Origin of the sequence: Streptomyces sp. NPDC006610, from assembly GCF_040611575.1 — a bacterium.
Lineage (GTDB): Bacteria > Actinomycetota > Actinomycetes > Streptomycetales > Streptomycetaceae > Streptomyces.
Genome location: NZ_JBEXOP010000002.1, coordinates 213,519 through 229,058, shown reverse-complemented (window position 1 = coordinate 229,058; position 15,540 = coordinate 213,519). Strand labels below are relative to the sequence as shown.

General features: G+C 72.5%; 14 protein-coding genes and 1 pseudogene. 4 read left to right on the top strand and 11 right to left on the bottom strand.

Going from position 1 to position 15,540, the window contains the following annotated elements:
- Positions 1–72: 72 nt before the first annotated feature.
- Positions 73–1,248, bottom strand: a complete 1,176-nt coding sequence (locus ABZY13_RS02785) for a glycerophosphodiester phosphodiesterase (protein WP_356627053.1) — start codon at positions 1,246–1,248, stop codon at positions 73–75.
- 380 nt (positions 1,249–1,628) lie between these two features.
- Between ABZY13_RS02785 and ABZY13_RS02780 the strand changes: the two genes are divergently transcribed.
- Positions 1,629–2,300: a lysophospholipid acyltransferase family protein gene (locus tag ABZY13_RS02780; protein ID WP_356627052.1), complete on the top strand. Its 672-nt coding sequence runs from the start codon at positions 1,629–1,631 to the stop codon at positions 2,298–2,300.
- 44 nt (positions 2,301–2,344) lie between these two features.
- Here the strand turns inward: ABZY13_RS02780 and ABZY13_RS02775 are convergent, their stop codons facing one another.
- The 5 genes from ABZY13_RS02775 to ABZY13_RS02755 form a co-directional block, all read right to left on the bottom strand.
- Entirely contained in the window at positions 2,345–3,898 is a 1,554-nt protein-coding gene (locus tag ABZY13_RS02775; RefSeq protein WP_356627051.1) for an MFS transporter, read from the bottom strand.
- Positions 3,895–4,446, bottom strand: a complete 552-nt coding sequence (locus tag ABZY13_RS02770; protein ID WP_356627049.1) for a helix-turn-helix domain-containing protein — start codon at positions 4,444–4,446, stop codon at positions 3,895–3,897. Before ABZY13_RS02770 ends, ABZY13_RS02775 begins: the two co-directional genes overlap by 4 nt.
- An 83-nt stretch (positions 4,447–4,529) precedes the next feature.
- A complete protein-coding gene (locus ABZY13_RS02765; RefSeq protein ID WP_356627048.1) occupies positions 4,530–5,501 on the bottom strand; it encodes an aldo/keto reductase in 972 nt (323 codons plus the stop codon).
- Positions 5,502–5,827: 326 nt separating this feature from the next.
- The gene (gene argH / locus ABZY13_RS02760; RefSeq protein ID WP_356627047.1) at positions 5,828–7,255 is read right to left on the bottom strand and encodes an argininosuccinate lyase; all 1,428 of its coding nucleotides are present in this window, start codon (positions 7,253–7,255) and stop codon (positions 5,828–5,830) included.
- A gap of 100 nt (positions 7,256–7,355) precedes the next feature.
- Positions 7,356–8,549, bottom strand: a complete 1,194-nt coding sequence (locus tag ABZY13_RS02755; RefSeq protein WP_356627046.1) for an argininosuccinate synthase — start codon at positions 8,547–8,549, stop codon at positions 7,356–7,358.
- Between the two features lie 127 nt (positions 8,550–8,676).
- Between ABZY13_RS02755 and ABZY13_RS02750 the strand changes: the two genes are divergently transcribed.
- Positions 8,677–9,300, top strand: a complete 624-nt coding sequence (locus ABZY13_RS02750; protein WP_356627045.1) for a pyridoxamine 5'-phosphate oxidase family protein — start codon at positions 8,677–8,679, stop codon at positions 9,298–9,300.
- Positions 9,301–9,460: 160 nt separating this feature from the next.
- Positions 9,461–9,784 (top strand): annotated as a pseudogene (locus ABZY13_RS02745) (integrase core domain-containing protein); the annotation flags it as partial.
- On the opposite strand, the gene ABZY13_RS02740 reads toward ABZY13_RS02745, so the two are convergent.
- Genes ABZY13_RS02740 through argC form a run of 5 tightly spaced genes read right to left on the bottom strand, consistent with a single transcriptional unit; the run spans position 9,781 to position 14,611 of the window.
- Positions 9,781–10,326, bottom strand: a complete 546-nt coding sequence (locus ABZY13_RS02740) for an arginine repressor (RefSeq protein ID WP_356627044.1) — start codon at positions 10,324–10,326, stop codon at positions 9,781–9,783. The pseudogene ABZY13_RS02745 and the gene ABZY13_RS02740 sit on opposite strands and share 4 nt — an antisense overlap.
- A gap of 7 nt (positions 10,327–10,333) precedes the next feature.
- A complete protein-coding gene (locus ABZY13_RS02735; RefSeq protein WP_356627043.1) occupies positions 10,334–11,533 on the bottom strand; it encodes an acetylornithine transaminase in 1,200 nt (399 codons plus the stop codon).
- Positions 11,530–12,438, bottom strand: a complete 909-nt coding sequence (argB, locus tag ABZY13_RS02730; RefSeq protein ID WP_356627042.1) for an acetylglutamate kinase — start codon at positions 12,436–12,438, stop codon at positions 11,530–11,532. Before argB ends, ABZY13_RS02735 begins: the two co-directional genes overlap by 4 nt.
- Positions 12,435–13,586, bottom strand: coding sequence for a bifunctional glutamate N-acetyltransferase/amino-acid acetyltransferase ArgJ (argJ, locus tag ABZY13_RS02725; protein WP_356627041.1), 1,152 nt, complete (start codon positions 13,584–13,586; stop codon positions 12,435–12,437). Before argJ ends, argB begins: the two co-directional genes overlap by 4 nt.
- Positions 13,583–14,611 carry an N-acetyl-gamma-glutamyl-phosphate reductase gene (gene argC, locus ABZY13_RS02720; protein ID WP_356627040.1) on the bottom strand — a complete coding sequence of 343 codons (1,029 nt, stop codon included), beginning with the start codon at positions 14,609–14,611 and terminating at the stop codon, positions 13,583–13,585. Before argC ends, argJ begins: the two co-directional genes overlap by 4 nt.
- Positions 14,612–14,762: 151 nt before the next feature.
- Here argC and ABZY13_RS02715 point away from each other — a divergent pair, with 151 nt between their 5' ends.
- Positions 14,763–15,371, top strand: coding sequence for a hypothetical protein (locus ABZY13_RS02715; RefSeq protein WP_356627039.1), 609 nt, complete (start codon positions 14,763–14,765; stop codon positions 15,369–15,371).
- Positions 15,372–15,540: the final 169 nt, after the last annotated feature.

Here is a 15,540-nt window from a genome sequence, read left to right as displayed (position 1 = left end):
TGCGACACGACGCGGCCGCCCGGGCAGGGGTTGCCCGGGCGGCCGGTGTTACGTCGAACGAGGCGCGCAGGCTCAGCCGTTGACGAACGCCTCGCGGGCGAGCAGGCCGGTGTCGGGGTGGTCGGTGAAGACGCCGTCGATGCCGGTGGCGAAGTACGCCCTGTAGGCGCCGAACACGTCGCCGTAGGCGTCGGCCTCGGCGCCCTTGCGGAAGTCGGCGGGCAGGAAGGGGTTCTCGTTGCGCAGGGTCCAGGGGTGCAGGACCAGGCCGACCTTGTGCGCGTCGGCGACGAGGGTGGTGGGCCTGGTCAGCCTGCCGTTCGCGTCCTTGGGGATGACCAGGTCGAGGGTCGGGCCGATGCCCTGCGCGTAGGAGGCGATCTCGCGCAGGCCGGCCGGCTTGACCAGGTCGGCGACGGTGCGCGGGTCACCGGTCTCGACGAAGTCCCAGGGGCGGGTGGAGGCGCCGGAGAGCAGCACCACGAGCGGGTTGTCGACCAGCTTGTTGAGGCGCTGGATGCTGGTGGGCTCGAAGGACTGCAGGATGACCGGCGAGTTCCACCTGTTGCGGCCGTACTTGCGCAGCAGCTTGGCGACCCGCTCCTCCAGGCCGAGGCCGAGCTTGCGGAAGTAGGTGGGGTGCTTCAGCTCGGGGTAGATCCAGACCTGCTTGCCGCGCTTGCGGGTCTGCTCCTCCTGCCACTGGAGGACCTCTTCGAAGGTGGGGATCTCCCACACGCCGTTGTAGAGGGTGTTGTTCGGGCGGTTGGCCGGGATGCGCTCGGTGGCGCGCAGGGTCTTCAGCTCGGCGAGGGTGAAGTCCTCGGTGAACCAGCCGGTGACGGGGACGCCGTCGAGGACCTTGGTGGTCTTGCGGCTCGCGAACTCGGGGTGGTCGGCGACGTCGGTGGTGCCGCCGATCTCCGGTTCGTGGCGGCAGACGATGTGGCCGTCCTTGGTGGGCACCAGGTCGCCGGCCTCGACGATGTCGGCGCCCATGTCGAGGGCGAGCTGGTAGGCGCCGAGGGTGTGCTCGGGGCGGTAGCCGCTGGCGCCGCGGTGGCCGATGATCGTCGGCACGGGCAGGCCCTTCACACCGCGGCCGGGGTCGCGCCCGTCGGCCCTGGCGGTGCCGGACAGGCCGAGAACGGCTCCGCCCGCGCCGAGCACGGCCGCCCCGAGGAGCGCCCGCCGCCCGGTGCCGGGCGCCTTCTCCTGCGCCTGCTCGTTGGACTCCTGCGTTCCCATCTGCGGCCTCCCTGCCGTGACGTCGTCCCGTGTGGTGCGCGCCGATGGTAGGGGGGTGGACGTGACGCCAGGGAGGCCTCGGTTCGAACGCGTGGGTGACGACGGATGTCGTGTCAGGGGCGCATTCGAGCCAAGCGCGACGCGGCGGTCCGCGCGGGAGCATGGCGGCGGGCGGGCAGGGTAACCGGAGCGTGCACGACAGTTCCCGCAGGGCGTGGCGGCCGGGTCACGGACGGGCGCCGGAGCCGCACCGCAGGTCGGCGTGCGTCAACACCGCGTAAGACCTCGGTGAAACCGGTGTCCCCGATGTGCGCAACTCCAGGGCCGCGAGTATCGTCCTCACCTGCACAGACTCATACTGCTTCCCACCGGAGGGCCCGTTGTCCCGCTTCGCGCTCATCAAGGCAGTGCTCGGACCGATCATGCGCCTGATGTTCCGCCCCCGGGTGGAGGGCGCGGAGCGCATTCCCGGCGACGGGCCGGTGATTCTGGCCGGTAATCATCTCACCTTCATCGACTCGATGATCCTGCCGCTGGTCTGCGACCGCCAGGTGTTCTTCATCGGCAAGGACGAGTACGTGACCGGCAAGGGCCTCAAGGGCCGGCTGATGGCGTGGTTCTTCACGGGCGTCGGCATGATCCCGGTGGACCGGGACGGCGGCAAGGGCGGGGTCGCGGCGCTGATGACCGGCCGGCGCATCCTGGAGGAGGGCCGGGTCTTCGGCATCTACCCCGAGGGCACCCGCTCCCCCGACGGCCGCCTGTACCGCGGCCGCACGGGCATCGCCCGGCTGACCCTGATGACGGGGGCGCCGGTGGTGCCGTTCGCGATGATCGGCACGGACAAGATCCAGCCGGGCGGCGCGGGGATGCCCCGGCCGAGCCGGGTCACGGTCCGCTTCGGCGAGCCGCTGGAGTTCTCCCGCTACGAGGGCATGGACCGTGACCGCTATGTGCTGCGCGCGGTGACCGACTCGGTGATGACCGAGGTCATGCGGCTGTCGGGGCAGGAGTACGTCGACATGTACGCCACGAAGGCGAAGGCGGCTTAGCCGAGGGACGGGCGGGCCGGCGACCGACCGGGGCGCCGGCCCGTTCAGCTCTGGGGATGCTGCTTCGCCCCCCGCGCGGCCCCGCTCTCCAGCCGCGTCCCCTTCAGCAGGACCCACGCCACCGCCGCCGCCGTCAGCAGGACCACCGCCCCCGTCGTCGCCGCCAGGGTGAGGCCGTCGACGAAGGACCGGCGGGCCGCGTCGAGCAGCGCCTCGGATGCGGGGGCGGGCAGGGTCGCGGCCGTCTCCACCGCGCCGGCCAGTGACTCGCGGGCGGCGTCCGGGACGCCGGCCGGGCCGGTGAAGTCCCGGTAGACGCCCGTCACGATGGAGCCGAGGACGGCGATGCCCAGGGCCGCGCCGAGTTCGTACGCCGTCTCGGACACCGCGGACGCCGCGCCCGCCTGCTCCTTGGGCACCGACCCGAGGATCACGTCGGCGGTCACGGTGAACGAGAACCCCGCGCCGACCCCCACCACCAGCAGAGCGCCCCCGAGCAGCGGGTACCCCGTGGACTGGCCGAGGAAGGCCAGCGAGGCCAGCGCCAGACCCACCGCGGCGAGTCCGCCGGCCACCACCGCCCGCACCGAGAACCGCCGGGCCGCCGCACCCGCTACCAGACCGGCCGCCACCGCGCCGACCGCCGCGGGCAGTTCGGCCAGCCCCGCCTCGAACGGCCCCCGCCCCTGCACGAGTTGCAGGTACTGCGAGAGGAAGAACACCAGGCCCGACAGGCCCAGGATCGTCAGCAGGTCGGCCAGCACGGCCGCGCTGAAGCCCCGGTGCCGGAACAGCCGTATGTCCAGGAGCGGGGCCGGCAGGGTCAGCTGCCGGCGGACGAAGCCGTACAGCGCGGCTGCGCCCAGGGCGGCGACTCCCAGCGCGTCCGCGCCCGGGCCGTGCGCTGCGGTCTCCTTGACCGCGTAGACCACCGCGATCATCCCGGCCAGCGACAGCAGCACGCTCGGCAGGTCCCACGGTCCCGGCCGGTCGCTCTTCGACTCGGGCAGCAGCCTGGCGCCGACGACGACCAGGACGGCCATCACGGGCAGGTTGATCAGGAACACCGAACCCCACCAGAAGTGCTCCAGCAGGAAGCCCCCCACGATGGGCCCGATCGCCGTGCCCGCGGACGCCGTGGCGCCCCAGACGCCGATGGCGAGGCTGCGTTCGCGCGGGTCGTGGAAGAGGTTGCGGATCAGCGCGAGCGTGGCCGGCATCAGCGTGGCGCCCGCGACCCCGAGCAGGGCCCGGGCCACGATCAGCATCTCCGGCGAGGCGGCGTACGCGTTGAGCACGGAGACCGCGCCGAACGCCGCCGCCCCGACGAGCAGGACCCGCTTGCGGCCGACGCGGTCGCCCAGACTGCCCATGGACACGAGCAGACCGGCGATCACGAAGGAGTAGACGTCGCCGATCCACAGCAGCTGACTGCCGGACGGTTCGAGATCCTCGCCGATGTACGGGCTCGCGAGGCCGAGGACGGTCGCGTCCACGGCCACCAGCAGCACGGCGAGCACCAGCACGGACAGCGCGAGCCAGCGGCCCGGACGCCCCACCGCCTCCGTCGGGTCCGCCGGCCGCAGGGTGCTGGTCATGGTTCCTCTCTCCTGATCGCGCCGCCGAGCAGCAACTCGACGACCATGTGCGGGAAGTCCTTGGGGGCGCCCTTGCCGCTCTGCACCATCCAGACGCCGGAGGCCAGCAGGCCGAACAGCGCCTCGGTGAGCCAGGCGGGGGTCAGGTCGATTCGGAACGCGCCGCTCAGCTGTCCGCGCCGGAACAGCGCGGAGACCCGGTCGTCGAGCCGGCTCCAGCCCGGGTGCTGCTCCTCGCCCTCGAACAGCTGGTTCTCCGTGTAGAGGAAGGCGAGCAGGCCGGCGGCGGGCTCGACGGCGGCCACCAGGCGCCGTACGGCGTCGGCCGCGGGGCCCTCGTCGAGGCGGGCCGCGTCCAGGGCGGCCTCGCACTCGGCGATGCCGAGCGACTCCAGGGCCCGTACGAGGGCGTCCCGCCCGGCGAACTGGCGGTGCAGCGTGGCCCGGCTGATCCCGGCGGCCCTGGCGACCTCGTCCATGGTCGCCGTGGATTTGCGGGTCAGCAGGGCCGCGGCACTGCGCAGCACATGGTCACGGTCGACAGCCATGACACGACTCTAGCCCATGTGAGACATACATGTCTCACCGCGGGCGTGAACGTCTCGTGCGCCGGGGGTTGCGAAGGCGTTGTTCAGTGCCAGCGCAGCCGGGCGCGCCGTTCCCAGTACGTCTCCGGCTCCTCGGCCAGCCGCGCCAGGCGGGTCAGCCGGTCCTCGTCGAGGTCCACCACCGCGGCGTGGAGGTTGGAGGCGAGCTGTTCGACGGTCGCGGCTCCGGAGAGGACGACCCCGGCCCACGGCTGCCGCAGGATCAGGGCCAGGGCGACCGCGTCGCACCCCAGGTCCGTCTCCTGCGCCACGGCCCGCAGGACGCCCGGGGCGTGCGGCCCGGCGAGGCGGCCGTTGGCCATCCCCTCCTTGACGATCACCGTCAGCCCCGCGTCGTGCGCCTCGGCGAGGGCGGGCGCGGCCGAGGTCTCCAGGGCGTTGTAGGTGGACTGGACGGTACGGAAGAGGGGCTCGCCGCCGACCGTCACGGCGAGCGCGGCACGGATGGCGTCGGCCTGGCGGGGGCCGCTGGTGGAGAAGCCGACGCCGACGCCCCGCGCGGCGGCGTCGGCCAGCCTGGCGTGGAGTTCCCGGTCGGTCAGGGCCGGGCTGTCCGGGGTCACCGAGTGGATCTGGTAGAGGTCGAGCCGGTCGCCGAGCAGGGCGTCGGTCTCGGCGCGCTGGCGCTCGTAGGTGGCGAGGCCGTGGTCCTTGACCTCGTGCCGCTCGGCGTCCGTGGACCAGTCGGCCGTGTAGGTGTAGCCCCATTTGCTGCCGATGACGACGTCGTCCACGTCCGGACGGGCCTCCAACCAGCCGGCGAGGAACTCCTCGGAGCGGCCGTAGGAGCGGGCCGCGTCGAAGTAGCGGACGCCCTGCGCGTAGGCGGCGTCGAGGAGCTGGTGCGTGCGGACGCGCAGGGCCTCGACGCTGCGGTCGGCTCCGAGGTCGGCGTCGCGGCCGAGGTTGATGTAGCCGGGGCGGCCGACCGCGGCGAGGCCCAGGCCGATGTGGCAGGTCGGCGTCGTCGCGGCGGCGAGACGGGCGAAGGGCATCGCGGGCTCCGTTCGGTCGGCTCCGTTCGGTCGGCTCCGTTCGGTCCGCTCCCGTGGGGCCTGCGACCAACCTAACCCGCGATGCCGGCGGCTACTTCCCGGGGCCTGCGGGTCGTGGCCGGCCACGACCCGGCCCGGGGCCGGTGCCCCGTCCCGGCGGCGGGCGGCCACCCACCCCGCCGGGGACCGGTCACATGCCGGTCGCGACCGGCCCCGTGCGGCCCGCCACCGGTCACAGCCCGCCCGCGACCGGCCACGTCCCGGTCATGCCCGGCAGCCTCCCGGCCATGACCGGTGCCGCCCCGGCCATGCCCGGCCACGTCCTCCTACTTCTTGGCGTCCGCCCACGCGTGCTGCGCCGCCACGTCCGCCTTGACCTCGGCGAGCTGGACGGCGACCGCGCTGGGCGCCGTGCCGCCGCGGCCGTCGCGGGAGGCCAGGGCACCCGGGACGTTGAGCACGCCGCGCACCTCGGGGGTGAGGTGGGCGGAGATCTTCGCGAACTGCTCGTCCGTCAGCTCGTCCAGCTCCTTGCCCTCGGCCTCCGCCGTCTTGACGCACTCGCCGGCGACCTCGTGCGCGACCCGGAACGGCACGCCCTGCCTGACCAGCCACTCGGCGATGTCGGTGGCGAGCGAGAAGCCGGCCGGGGCCAGCTCCTCCATGCGCTCGCGGTGCACGGTGAGGGTGGCCATCATGCCGGTGAAGGCCGGCAGCAGGACCTCCAGCTGGTCGATGGAGTCGAAGACGGGCTCCTTGTCCTCCTGGAGGTCGCGGTTGTACGCGAGCGGGAGGGCCTTGAGGGTCGCCATCAGGCCGGTGAGGTTGCCGATCAGCCGGCCGGACTTGCCGCGCGCCAGCTCCGCGATGTCCGGGTTCTTCTTCTGCGGCATGATCGAGGAGCCGGTGGAGAAGGCGTCGTGCAGGGTGACGAAGGAGAACTCCTTCGTGTTCCAGATGATGATCTCCTCGGCGATCCGCGAGACGTTGACGCCGATCATCGCGGTGATGAAGGCGAACTCCGCGACGAAGTCGCGGGAGGCGGTGCCGTCGATGGAGTTGGCGGAGCTGCCGTGCTCGAAGCCGAGGTCCTTCGCCACCGCCTCCGGGTCGAGGCCGAGGGAGGACCCGGCCAGTGCGCCGGAGCCGTACGGCGAGACGGCGGTGCGCTCGTCCCACTGGCGCAGCCGCTCGGCGTCCCGCGACAGCGCCTGGACGTGCGCGAGGACATGGTGGGCGAACAGGACCGGCTGGGCGTGCTGGAGGTGGGTGCGGCCGGGCATCGCGACGTCGGGGTGGGCCTCGGCGAGGCCGATCAGGGCGTCCTGGAGGTCGGCGATCAGTCCGCCGATGACGCGGGCGTGGTCGCGCAGGTACATCCGGAAGAGGGTGGCGACCTGGTCGTTGCGGGACCGGCCGGCGCGGAGCTTGCCGCCGAGGTCGGGGCCGAGCCGCTCCAGCAGCCCGCGCTCCAGGGCGGTGTGGACGTCCTCGTCGGCGATGGTGCCGACGAAGGAGCCGTCGGCGACGTCCGCCTCCAGCCGGTCGAGCCCGTCGATCATCCGGGTCAGCTCGTCCTGCGTGAGCAGTCCCGCCCGGTGCAGCACGCGCGCGTGGGCGCGGGAGCCGGCGATGTCGTAGGGCGCGAGCCGCCAGTCGAAGTGGACGGACGCGGACAGCTTCGCCAGGGCCTCGGCGGGACCGTCGGCGAAGCGGCCGCCCCAGAGCCGTACGTCACCGCTGCTGCTGCTCACTTGGATGCTCCTCGAAGATGACGATGTGCGACCGCCTCCCCGCTGACGGTGAGCGGAGAGGCGGCTGTCAGGTTAGTGCGTTGCGAGGTGGTTCCGGTCGTTACGCCAGGTCCCGCCGGGCGGCGATCTTCGACGACAGGCTGTAGATGTCGATGAAGCCCTTGGCCGCGGCCTGGTCGAAGGTGTCGCCGGTGTCGTAGGTGGCGAGGTTGAAGTCGTACAGGGACGACTCCGAGCGCCGGCCGGTGACGACCGCGCGGCCGCCGTGCAGGGTCATCCGGACGTCGCCGGAGACGTGCTGGTTGGCCTCGTTGATGAAGCCGTCCAGGGCGCGCTTGAGCGGGGAGAACCACTGGCCGTCGTAGACCAGTTCGCCCCAGCGCTGCTCGACCTGCCGCTTGTAGCGGGCGAGTTCGCGCTCGACCGTGACGTTCTCCAGCTCCTGGTGGGCGGTGATCAGGGCGATCGCGCCCGGCGCCTCGTAGACCTCGCGGGACTTGATGCCGACCAGACGGTCCTCGACCATGTCGATCCGGCCGATGCCCTGGGCGCCGGCGCGCTCGTTGAGCTGCTGGATGGCCTGGAGGACGGTGACGGGCTTGCCGTCGACGGCGACCGGCACGCCCTCCTTGAAGGTGATGATCACCTCGTCGGCCTCGCGCGGGACGGCCGGGTTGGAGGTGTACTCGTAGATGTCCTCGATCGGCGCGTTCCAGATGTCCTCCAGGAAGCCCGTCTCGACGGCGCGTCCGAAGACGTTCTGGTCGATGGAGTACGGGGACTTCTTGGTGGTGGCGATCGGGAGCTGCTTCTCCTCGCAGAACGCGATCGCCTTGTCGCGGGTCATCGCGTAGTCGCGGACCGGGGCGATGCACTTGAGGTCGGGGGCGAGGGCGACGATGCCGGCTTCGAAGCGGACCTGGTCGTTGCCCTTGCCGGTGCAGCCGTGGGCGACGGTGTCGGCGCCGTGCTTCTTGGCGGCGGCGACGAGGTGCTTGACGATCGTGGGCCGCGAGAGGGCGGAGACCAGCGGGTAGCGGTCCATGTAGAGGGCGTTGGCCTTGATCGCCGGGAGGCAGTACTCCTCGGCGAACTCGTCCTTGGCGTCCGCGACCTCGGCCTCGACGGCACCGCAGGCGAGCGCGCGCTTGCGGATGACGTCCAGGTCCTCGCCGCCCTGGCCGACGTCGACCGCAACGGCGATGACCTCGGCGCCCGTCTCCTCGGCGATCCAGCCGATGGCGACGGAGGTGTCCAGACCGCCCGAGTAGGCGAGTACGACGCGCTCGGTCACGGGATTCTCCTCACAGTGCATTCGCTGACATGCATGAGTATGCAGGAGGCTGCATGGTTCGTCAATCTCCGGCGGACACCGGGAAACTTCTTAGCTAGGCGAACGAACTTCCGGGATAATCACGCCCATGGGAAAAACACATGAACGCATCGACGGCCGCCTCCGTACGTTCATCGAGAAGCAGCCGCTCTTCTTCACCGCCACCGCCCCGCTCGCCGCCGACGGCACGGTCAACCTCTCCCCCAAGGGGGTCAAGGGCTCCTTCGCGGTGCTCGACGACCTGACCGTCGCCTACCTCGACTTCGCCGGCTCCAACGCCGAGACCGTCGCCCACCTGCGCGAGAACGGGCGGATCACCCTGATGTGGTGCGCCTTCCAGGGGCCGCCCGACATCGTCCGGGTGCACGGCCGGGGCGAGCCCGTGTTCCGCGACGACCCGCGCTTCACGGAGCTGCTCGCCCACTTCCCCGACGTCGATCCGACCCCGCACGGGCTGCGCGCGATCGTCGTCGTGCGGGCCGAGCTGATCCGCGACACCTGCGGGTTCGCGGTGCCCCTCATGTCGTACGAGGCGGAACGCCCACTGCACCGGCAGCGGTTCGAGCGCGAGGACGACGCCTCGCTGGACGCGTACTTCGCCGGCAAGGAGCACATCGCCACGAGTCTGGACGGGCTCCCGGGCCTGCCCCTGCCGCTGCCGCCCACCCCCGGACGGACCGCCGGCACTGGCGGCACGCAGCCCGCTCACTAGCGTCGGAGGCAGGCCCCCTCGCCCGGCGGGCCCCGCCGCATGCGTCCTCGCGTCCGCCTGCCCCGTCGGCCTCACCCCCGCCGACGGCGTCCCGCTGCCCCACCGCATGGCCGACACCGGCGGCGGACGGCAGCTGATCACCGCCGTCGCGCCCCGGCTCGGCATCGGCCGTATCGAGCGGGTCCTGACCGACAACGCCTGGCCCTACCGCAAAGGCTTCGCCTGGCAGCAGGCGCTTGCCGACCTCGGCGCGGCCGGCAAGGTCACCCGCGCCTACCGGCCGCAGACCAACGGTGAAGTCGAACGCTTCAACCGCACCCTGCTCGACGAACGGGCCTACCTTAAGCCCTACATGAGCAACGACGAGCGGACCGCGGCCCTGGCAGACTTTCTGCACACCTACAACCACCACCGCTGCCACACCGCACTCGGCGGCCAGCCACCGATCGGCCGTGTGAACAGCGCTTCGGGTCAATACACCTAGTGCCCGTTCTGCGCCAGCCGCAGGAGATGGTCCGCCAGCGCCTGACCGCCCGTCGGGTGCCTGCTGATCAGCAGCAGCGTGTCGTCCCCGGCGATCGTGCCCAGGATGTCGTGCAGTTCGGCCTGGTCGATGGCCGAGGCCAGGAACTGGGCCGCCCCCGGAGGGGTCCGCAGGACCACCAGGTTCGCGGACGCCTCCGCCGAGATGAGCAGCTCCTGCGAGAGCCGCCGCATCCGCTCCTCCTTGGCGGACTCCCCGAGCGGGGCCCGCGGCGTGCGGAAGCCCCCCTCGCTCGGCACCGCGTAGATGAGGTCGCCGTCGGTGTTGCGGATCTTGACCGCGTTCAGCTCGTCGAGGTCCCGGGAGAGCGTCGCCTGGGTGACGGTCAGCCCGTCGTCGGCGAGCAGCTTCGCCAGCTGGCTCTGCGAGCGCACCGGCTGCCGGTTGAGGATGTCCACGATCCGGCGGTGGCGTGCGGTGCGGGTCTGCGGCACCGCCGGCCCGGCCGCGTCCGCGGGCTCGTGTCCCTGCGCCTGACTCATCGTCGTCTCATTCTCCGGATCGTCCGTCCCCGTGCACCGCGTCGAGGACGCCGGGCAGCGCCCGGAGGAACGACTCCGCCTCGTCGTCGCCGAGGTTCAGCGGCGGCATGAGCCGTACGACATCGGGAGCGGGCGCGTTCACCAGGAAACCGGCGTCCTGAGCCGCCTGTTGCACCTGGGGCGCGAGCGGCTCGGTGAGCACGATACCCAGGAGGAGCCCCGCGCCCCGGACGTGACGGACCAGCGGGTGTCCCAGGGACTCGATTCCGTCCCGCAACGTCCCGCTCTGCCGCTTGACGTTCTCCAGCAACCCGTCGTTCGCGATGGTGTCGACGACGGCGAGGCCGGCGGCGCAGGCGACGGGGTTGCCGCCGAAGGTGGTGCCGTGGTGGCCGGGCTTGAGCAGGTCGGCCGCGCGGCCGAAGGCGACCGTCGCGCCGAGCGGCAGTCCGCCGCCGAGCTGCTTGGCGAGCGTGACGACGTCGGGGAGCACGCCGTCGTGGGCCTGGTACTCGAACCAGTGGCCGGTGCGGCCGATGCCGGTCTGCACCTCGTCCAGCACCAGCAGCGCGCCGGTGGCCGCGGTGATGGCGCGGGCCGCCTTGAGATAACCGGGCGGCGGGACGACGACGCCGTTCTCGCCCTGCACCGGCTCGATGATCACCAGGGCGGTCTCGTCGGTGACCGCGGCGGCCAGGGCCTGCGCGTCGCCGTAGGGGACGTGCGTGACGTCGCCGGGCAGGGGCAGGAACGGGTCCTGCTTGGCGGGCTGCCCGGTGAGCGCGAGGGCGCCCATGGTCCGGCCGTGGAAGCCGCCGTGGGTGGCGACCATGTGGGTGCGCCCGGTCAGCCGGCCGATCTTGAAGGCGGCCTCGTTGGCCTCGGCGCCGGAGTTGCAGAAGAACACCCTGCCCTCGCGGCCGAACAGCTGGAGCAGCCGCTCGGCGAGGGCGACGGTGGGCTCGGCCATGAAGAAGTTGGAGATGTGGCCGAGGGACGAGATCTGGGAGGTGACCGCCTCGACGACGGCCGGGTGGGCGTGGCCGAGGGCGTTGGTGGCGATGCCGCCGACGAAGTCGAGGTACGCCTTGCCCTCGGCGTCCCAGACCTTCGTGCCCTCGCCACGCACCAGGGGCAGCCGCGGGGTGCCGTAGTTGTTCATGAGCGCGCCCTGCCACCGCAGGGTCAGCTCCTGGTTGCCCGTCATGGGGCGTCCCTCTCGTGCTCGTCGGGCACGACCATGGTGCCGATGCCCTCGTCGGTGAAGATCTCCAGCAGGATCGAGTGCTGCACCCGGCCGTCGATGACGCGGGCGTTGCCGACGCCGTTGCGCACGGCGTGCAGGCAGCCCTCCATCTTCGGGACCATGCCGGAGGACAGCTCCGGCAGGAGCTTCTCCAGCTGGGAGGCGGTCAGGCGGCTGATCACCTCGTCGCTGTGGGGCCAGTCCTCGTAGAGGCCCTCGACGTCCGTGAGGACCATGAGGGTCTCGGCGCCGAGGGCCGCGGCCAGCGCCGCCGCCGCCGTGTCCGCGTTGACGTTGTAGACGTGTCCGTCGTCCTCGGAGCGGGCGATGGACGACACGACGGGGATCCTGCCGTCGGCGAGCAGCGCCTCGACGGCGCCGGTGTCGATGCGGGTGATCTCGCCGACGCGGCCGATGTCGACGAGTTCGCCGTCGATCCGGGGCTGGTGCTTGGTGGCGGTCATGGTGTGCGCGTCCTCGCCGGTGAGGCCGACGGCGAGCGGCCCGTGCTGGTTGAGCAGCCCGACCAGCTCGCGCTGCACCTGCCCGGCGAGCACCATCCGTACGACGTCCATGGCGTCCTCGGTGGTGACGCGCAGGCCGGCCTTGAACTCGCTGACGATGCCGTGCCGGTCGAGGGCGGCGCTGATCTGCGGGCCGCCGCCGTGGACGACGACGGGCTTGAGGCCGGCGTGCCGCAGGAAGACGACGTCCTGGGCGAAGGCGGCCTTCAGCTCGTCGTCGATCATGGCGTTGCCGCCGAACTTGATGACGACGGTCTTGCCGTGGTGGCGGGTCAGCCAGGGCAGGGCCTCGATGAGGATCCGGGCCTTGGGCAGGGCGGTGTGCTTCCTGGTCCGGCTCATGAGCTGTACGCGCTGTTCTCGTGGACGTAGTCGGCGGTGAGGTCGTTGGTCCAGATGACGGCGGTCTCCTCGCCGGCGGCGAGGTCGGCGACGATGTGCACCTCGCGGTAGCGCATGTCGACGTTCTCGCGGTCCTCGCCGACGCCGCCGTTCTTGCACACCCAGACGCCGTTGATGGCGACGTTGAGCCGGTCGGGCTCGAAGGCGGCGCGGGTGGTGCCGATGGCGGACAGGACCCGGCCCCAGTTGGGGTCCTCGCCGTGGATGGCGCACTTGAGGAGGTTGTTGCGGGCGATGGAGCGGCCCACCTCGACGGCGTCGTCCTCGGTCGCGGCGTTGATCACCTCGACCTTGATGTCCTTGCTCGCGCCCTCGGCGTCCCGGATCAGCTGCTGGCCGAGGTCGTCGCAGACGGTCCGCACGGCCTCGGCGAACTCGGCGAACTCGGGGCTGATCCCGGAGGCGCCGGAGGCGAGCAGGAGCACCGTGTCGTTGGTGGACATGCAGCCGTCGGAGTCGACGCGGTCGAAGGTGACCCGGGTGGCGGCGCGCAGGGCCTCGTCCAGGGTCGCGCTGTCGAGGTCGGCGTCGGTGGTGAGGACGACCAGCATGGTGGCGAGGCCCGGCGCGAGCATCCCGGCGCCCTTGGCCATGCCGCCGACGGTCCAGCCGTCCCTGGTCGCCACGGACGTCTTGTGGACGGTGTCGGTGGTCTTGATGGCGATGGCGGCCTTCTCGCCGCCGTGCTCGGACAGCTGGGCCGCGGCCGTCTCGACGCCGGGCAGCAGCTTGTCCATGGGGAGCAGCACGCCGATGAGGCCGGTGGAGCAGACGGCGACCTCGCCGGCGCCGATGCCGAGGACGTCGGCGGCCTTCTCGGCGGTGGCGTGGGTGTCCTGGAAGCCCTGGGGGCCGGTGCAGGCGTTGGCGCCGCCGGAGTTGAGGACGACGGCGGTCAGCTCGCCGCTCTTGAGCACCTGCTCGGACCAGAGAACGGGCGCGGCCTTGACGCGGTTGGAGGTGAAGACTCCCGCGGCGGCGCGGCGCGGCCCGGTGTTGACCACGAGGGCCAGGTCCGGACTGCCGTTCTCCTTGATCCCGGCGGCGATGCCCGCCGCCGTGAATCCGTTGGCTGCCGTGACGCTCACGGTGCGACTCCGATCGTGGAAAGTCCCAGTTCCTCGGGGAGCCCGAGGGCGATGTTCATGCTCTGCACGGCGCCGCCGGCGGTGCCCTTGGTCAGGTTGTCGATGGCGCTGATCGCGATGATGCGGTGCACGGCGGCGTCGTACGCGACCTGCACCTGAACGGCGTTCGAACCGCAGACGGACGCCGTGGCGGGCCACTGCCCCTCGGGGAGCAGATGGACGAAGGGCTCGTCGGCGAAGGCCTTCTCGTAGGCGGCGCGCACCTGCTCGGCGGTGACGCCGTCCCGGGCCGGGGCGCTGCAGGTGGCGAGGATGCCGCGGGGCATCGGTGCGAGGGTCGGGGTGAAGGAGACGGCGACCCGCTCGCCGGCCGCCGCGCTGAGGTTCTGGATCATCTCGGGGGTGTGCCGGTGGCCGCCGCCGACGCCGTACGGCGACATGGAGCCCATGACCTCGCTGCCGAGCAGGTGCGGCTTGGGCGCCTTGCCCGCGCCGGACGTGCCGGACGCGGCGACGATCACGGCCTCGGGCGCGGCCAGCCCCGCCGCGTAGGCCGGGAACAGGGCGAGGGAGACGGCCGTCGGGTAGCAGCCGGGGACCGCGACGCGCTTGGACCCCTCCAGCGCGGCACGGGCGCCCGGCAGCTCGGGCAGGCCGTAGGGCCAGGTCCCGGCGTGCGGGGAGCCGTAGAACGCCTCCCAGTCGGCGGCGTCCCTCAGCCGGAAGTCGGCGCCCATGTCGACCACGAGGACGTCGGGCCCGAGCTGCGCGGCGACGGCGGCGGACTGCCCGTGGGGCAGGGCGAGGAAGACCACGTCGTGCCCGGCGAGCGCCTCGGCCGTGGTCTCCTGGAGGACCCGGTGGGCCAGCGGCAGCAGATGCGGCTGCAGCGCACCGAGCCGCTGCCCGGCGTTGGAGTGGCCGGTCAGGGCGCCGATCTCGATCCCGGGGTGGGCCAGGAGCAGCCGGAGCAGCTCTCCGCCCGCATACCCGCTCGCCCCGGCCACCGCCGCACGTACCGTCATGGAAACCCTCCTCCTGGACGGCATGACTATACGTGGAGCTGCACGTTTATGCAATGAGGGGGGATGGGTATGCAGGCAGGTTCGCACGACGCCGTCCCCGGACCTGCGACCGCCGCTCCGGCGCGGGTCCGGGCCCGGCATGATGATCGCCATGACTCCCGTCAACAGCCTTGATCTGACCGGCTTCACCGAACGGGAGCCCGGTGTGTGGACCGACGACACGGGGCTCGTGCTGTCGGTGCACTACTTCTCCCTGGTGCCGGATCTGCCCGCGCCGCTGGACGAGCCGGAGCGGCTGCGCGCCGGGCTGGCGCACGGGGCCGCGCGGGCGGGGGGCGGGCTCGTCGAGGCCGGGTTCGGGACCGTGGACGGCGTGCCGGCCGTCCGGCAGCTGATCAAGGTGCCGCTGGGCAGCCGGCCCGGGCAGGCGTTCCTCGGGTCGTGGACCGTGCCGAAGGCCGGCTGCAGCACCGTGCTGAAGGTGCAGGCCGCCGAGGGCGCCACCACCGGGATACGTGAGGCCGTGGTGATGGCGCAGGTCGGGCCGGACGCGTACTTCCGGCCCCATCCGTACACGGGCGGCGAGCAACTCGGCGGGCTGCCGAGCCACGTCGCCGACGACGAGGAGTGGGACGCGCGGTTCCCCCGCCATCCCCTCACCCTCGTGCGTGCGGCCCTGCGCCGCCTCACGCCGACGGTCGCGCTCGACCCGCGCTTCAGGGAGCTGCCGCCCTTCGCCGGACCGGCCGCCCCGGCGTAGGCGGCCGGGCGGGCCGGCAGCCGGACCGGGCGCGCCGGCGGCTGAACCGGGATCGTCGTGGGGGGGGCGCCCCCCCCCCCCCGCGGGGCGCCCCCCCCCCCCCCCCCCCCCCCCCCCCACCCCCCGGCACGGAGACAGGTGGCCGGGGAGGGGGTAGTGATACCGGGCG

Bases quoted from the DNA above. Each gene is read 5' to 3' on its own strand.
- ABZY13_RS02785 (WP_356627053.1), bottom strand. From the start codon at position 1,248: ATGGGAACGCAGGAGTCCAACGAGCAGGCGCAGGAGAAGGCGCCCGGC.
- ABZY13_RS02775 (WP_356627051.1), bottom strand. From the start codon at position 3,898: ATGACCAGCACCCTGCGGCCGGCGGACCCGACGGAGGCGGTGGGGCGT.
- ABZY13_RS02770 (WP_356627049.1), bottom strand. From the start codon at position 4,446: ATGGCTGTCGACCGTGACCATGTGCTGCGCAGTGCCGCGGCCCTGCTG.
- ABZY13_RS02765 (WP_356627048.1), bottom strand. From the start codon at position 5,501: ATGCCCTTCGCCCGTCTCGCCGCCGCGACGACGCCGACCTGCCACATC.
- ABZY13_RS02750 (WP_356627045.1), top strand. From the start codon at position 8,677: ATGGGAAAAACACATGAACGCATCGACGGCCGCCTCCGTACGTTCATC.
- ABZY13_RS02740 (WP_356627044.1), bottom strand. From the start codon at position 10,326: ATGAGTCAGGCGCAGGGACACGAGCCCGCGGACGCGGCCGGGCCGGCG.
- ABZY13_RS02735 (WP_356627043.1), bottom strand. From the start codon at position 11,533: ATGACGGGCAACCAGGAGCTGACCCTGCGGTGGCAGGGCGCGCTCATG.
- argB (WP_356627042.1), bottom strand. From the start codon at position 12,438: ATGAGCCGGACCAGGAAGCACACCGCCCTGCCCAAGGCCCGGATCCTC.
- argC (WP_356627040.1), bottom strand. From the start codon at position 14,611: ATGACGGTACGTGCGGCGGTGGCCGGGGCGAGCGGGTATGCGGGCGGA.
- ABZY13_RS02715 (WP_356627039.1), top strand. From the start codon at position 14,763: ATGACTCCCGTCAACAGCCTTGATCTGACCGGCTTCACCGAACGGGAG.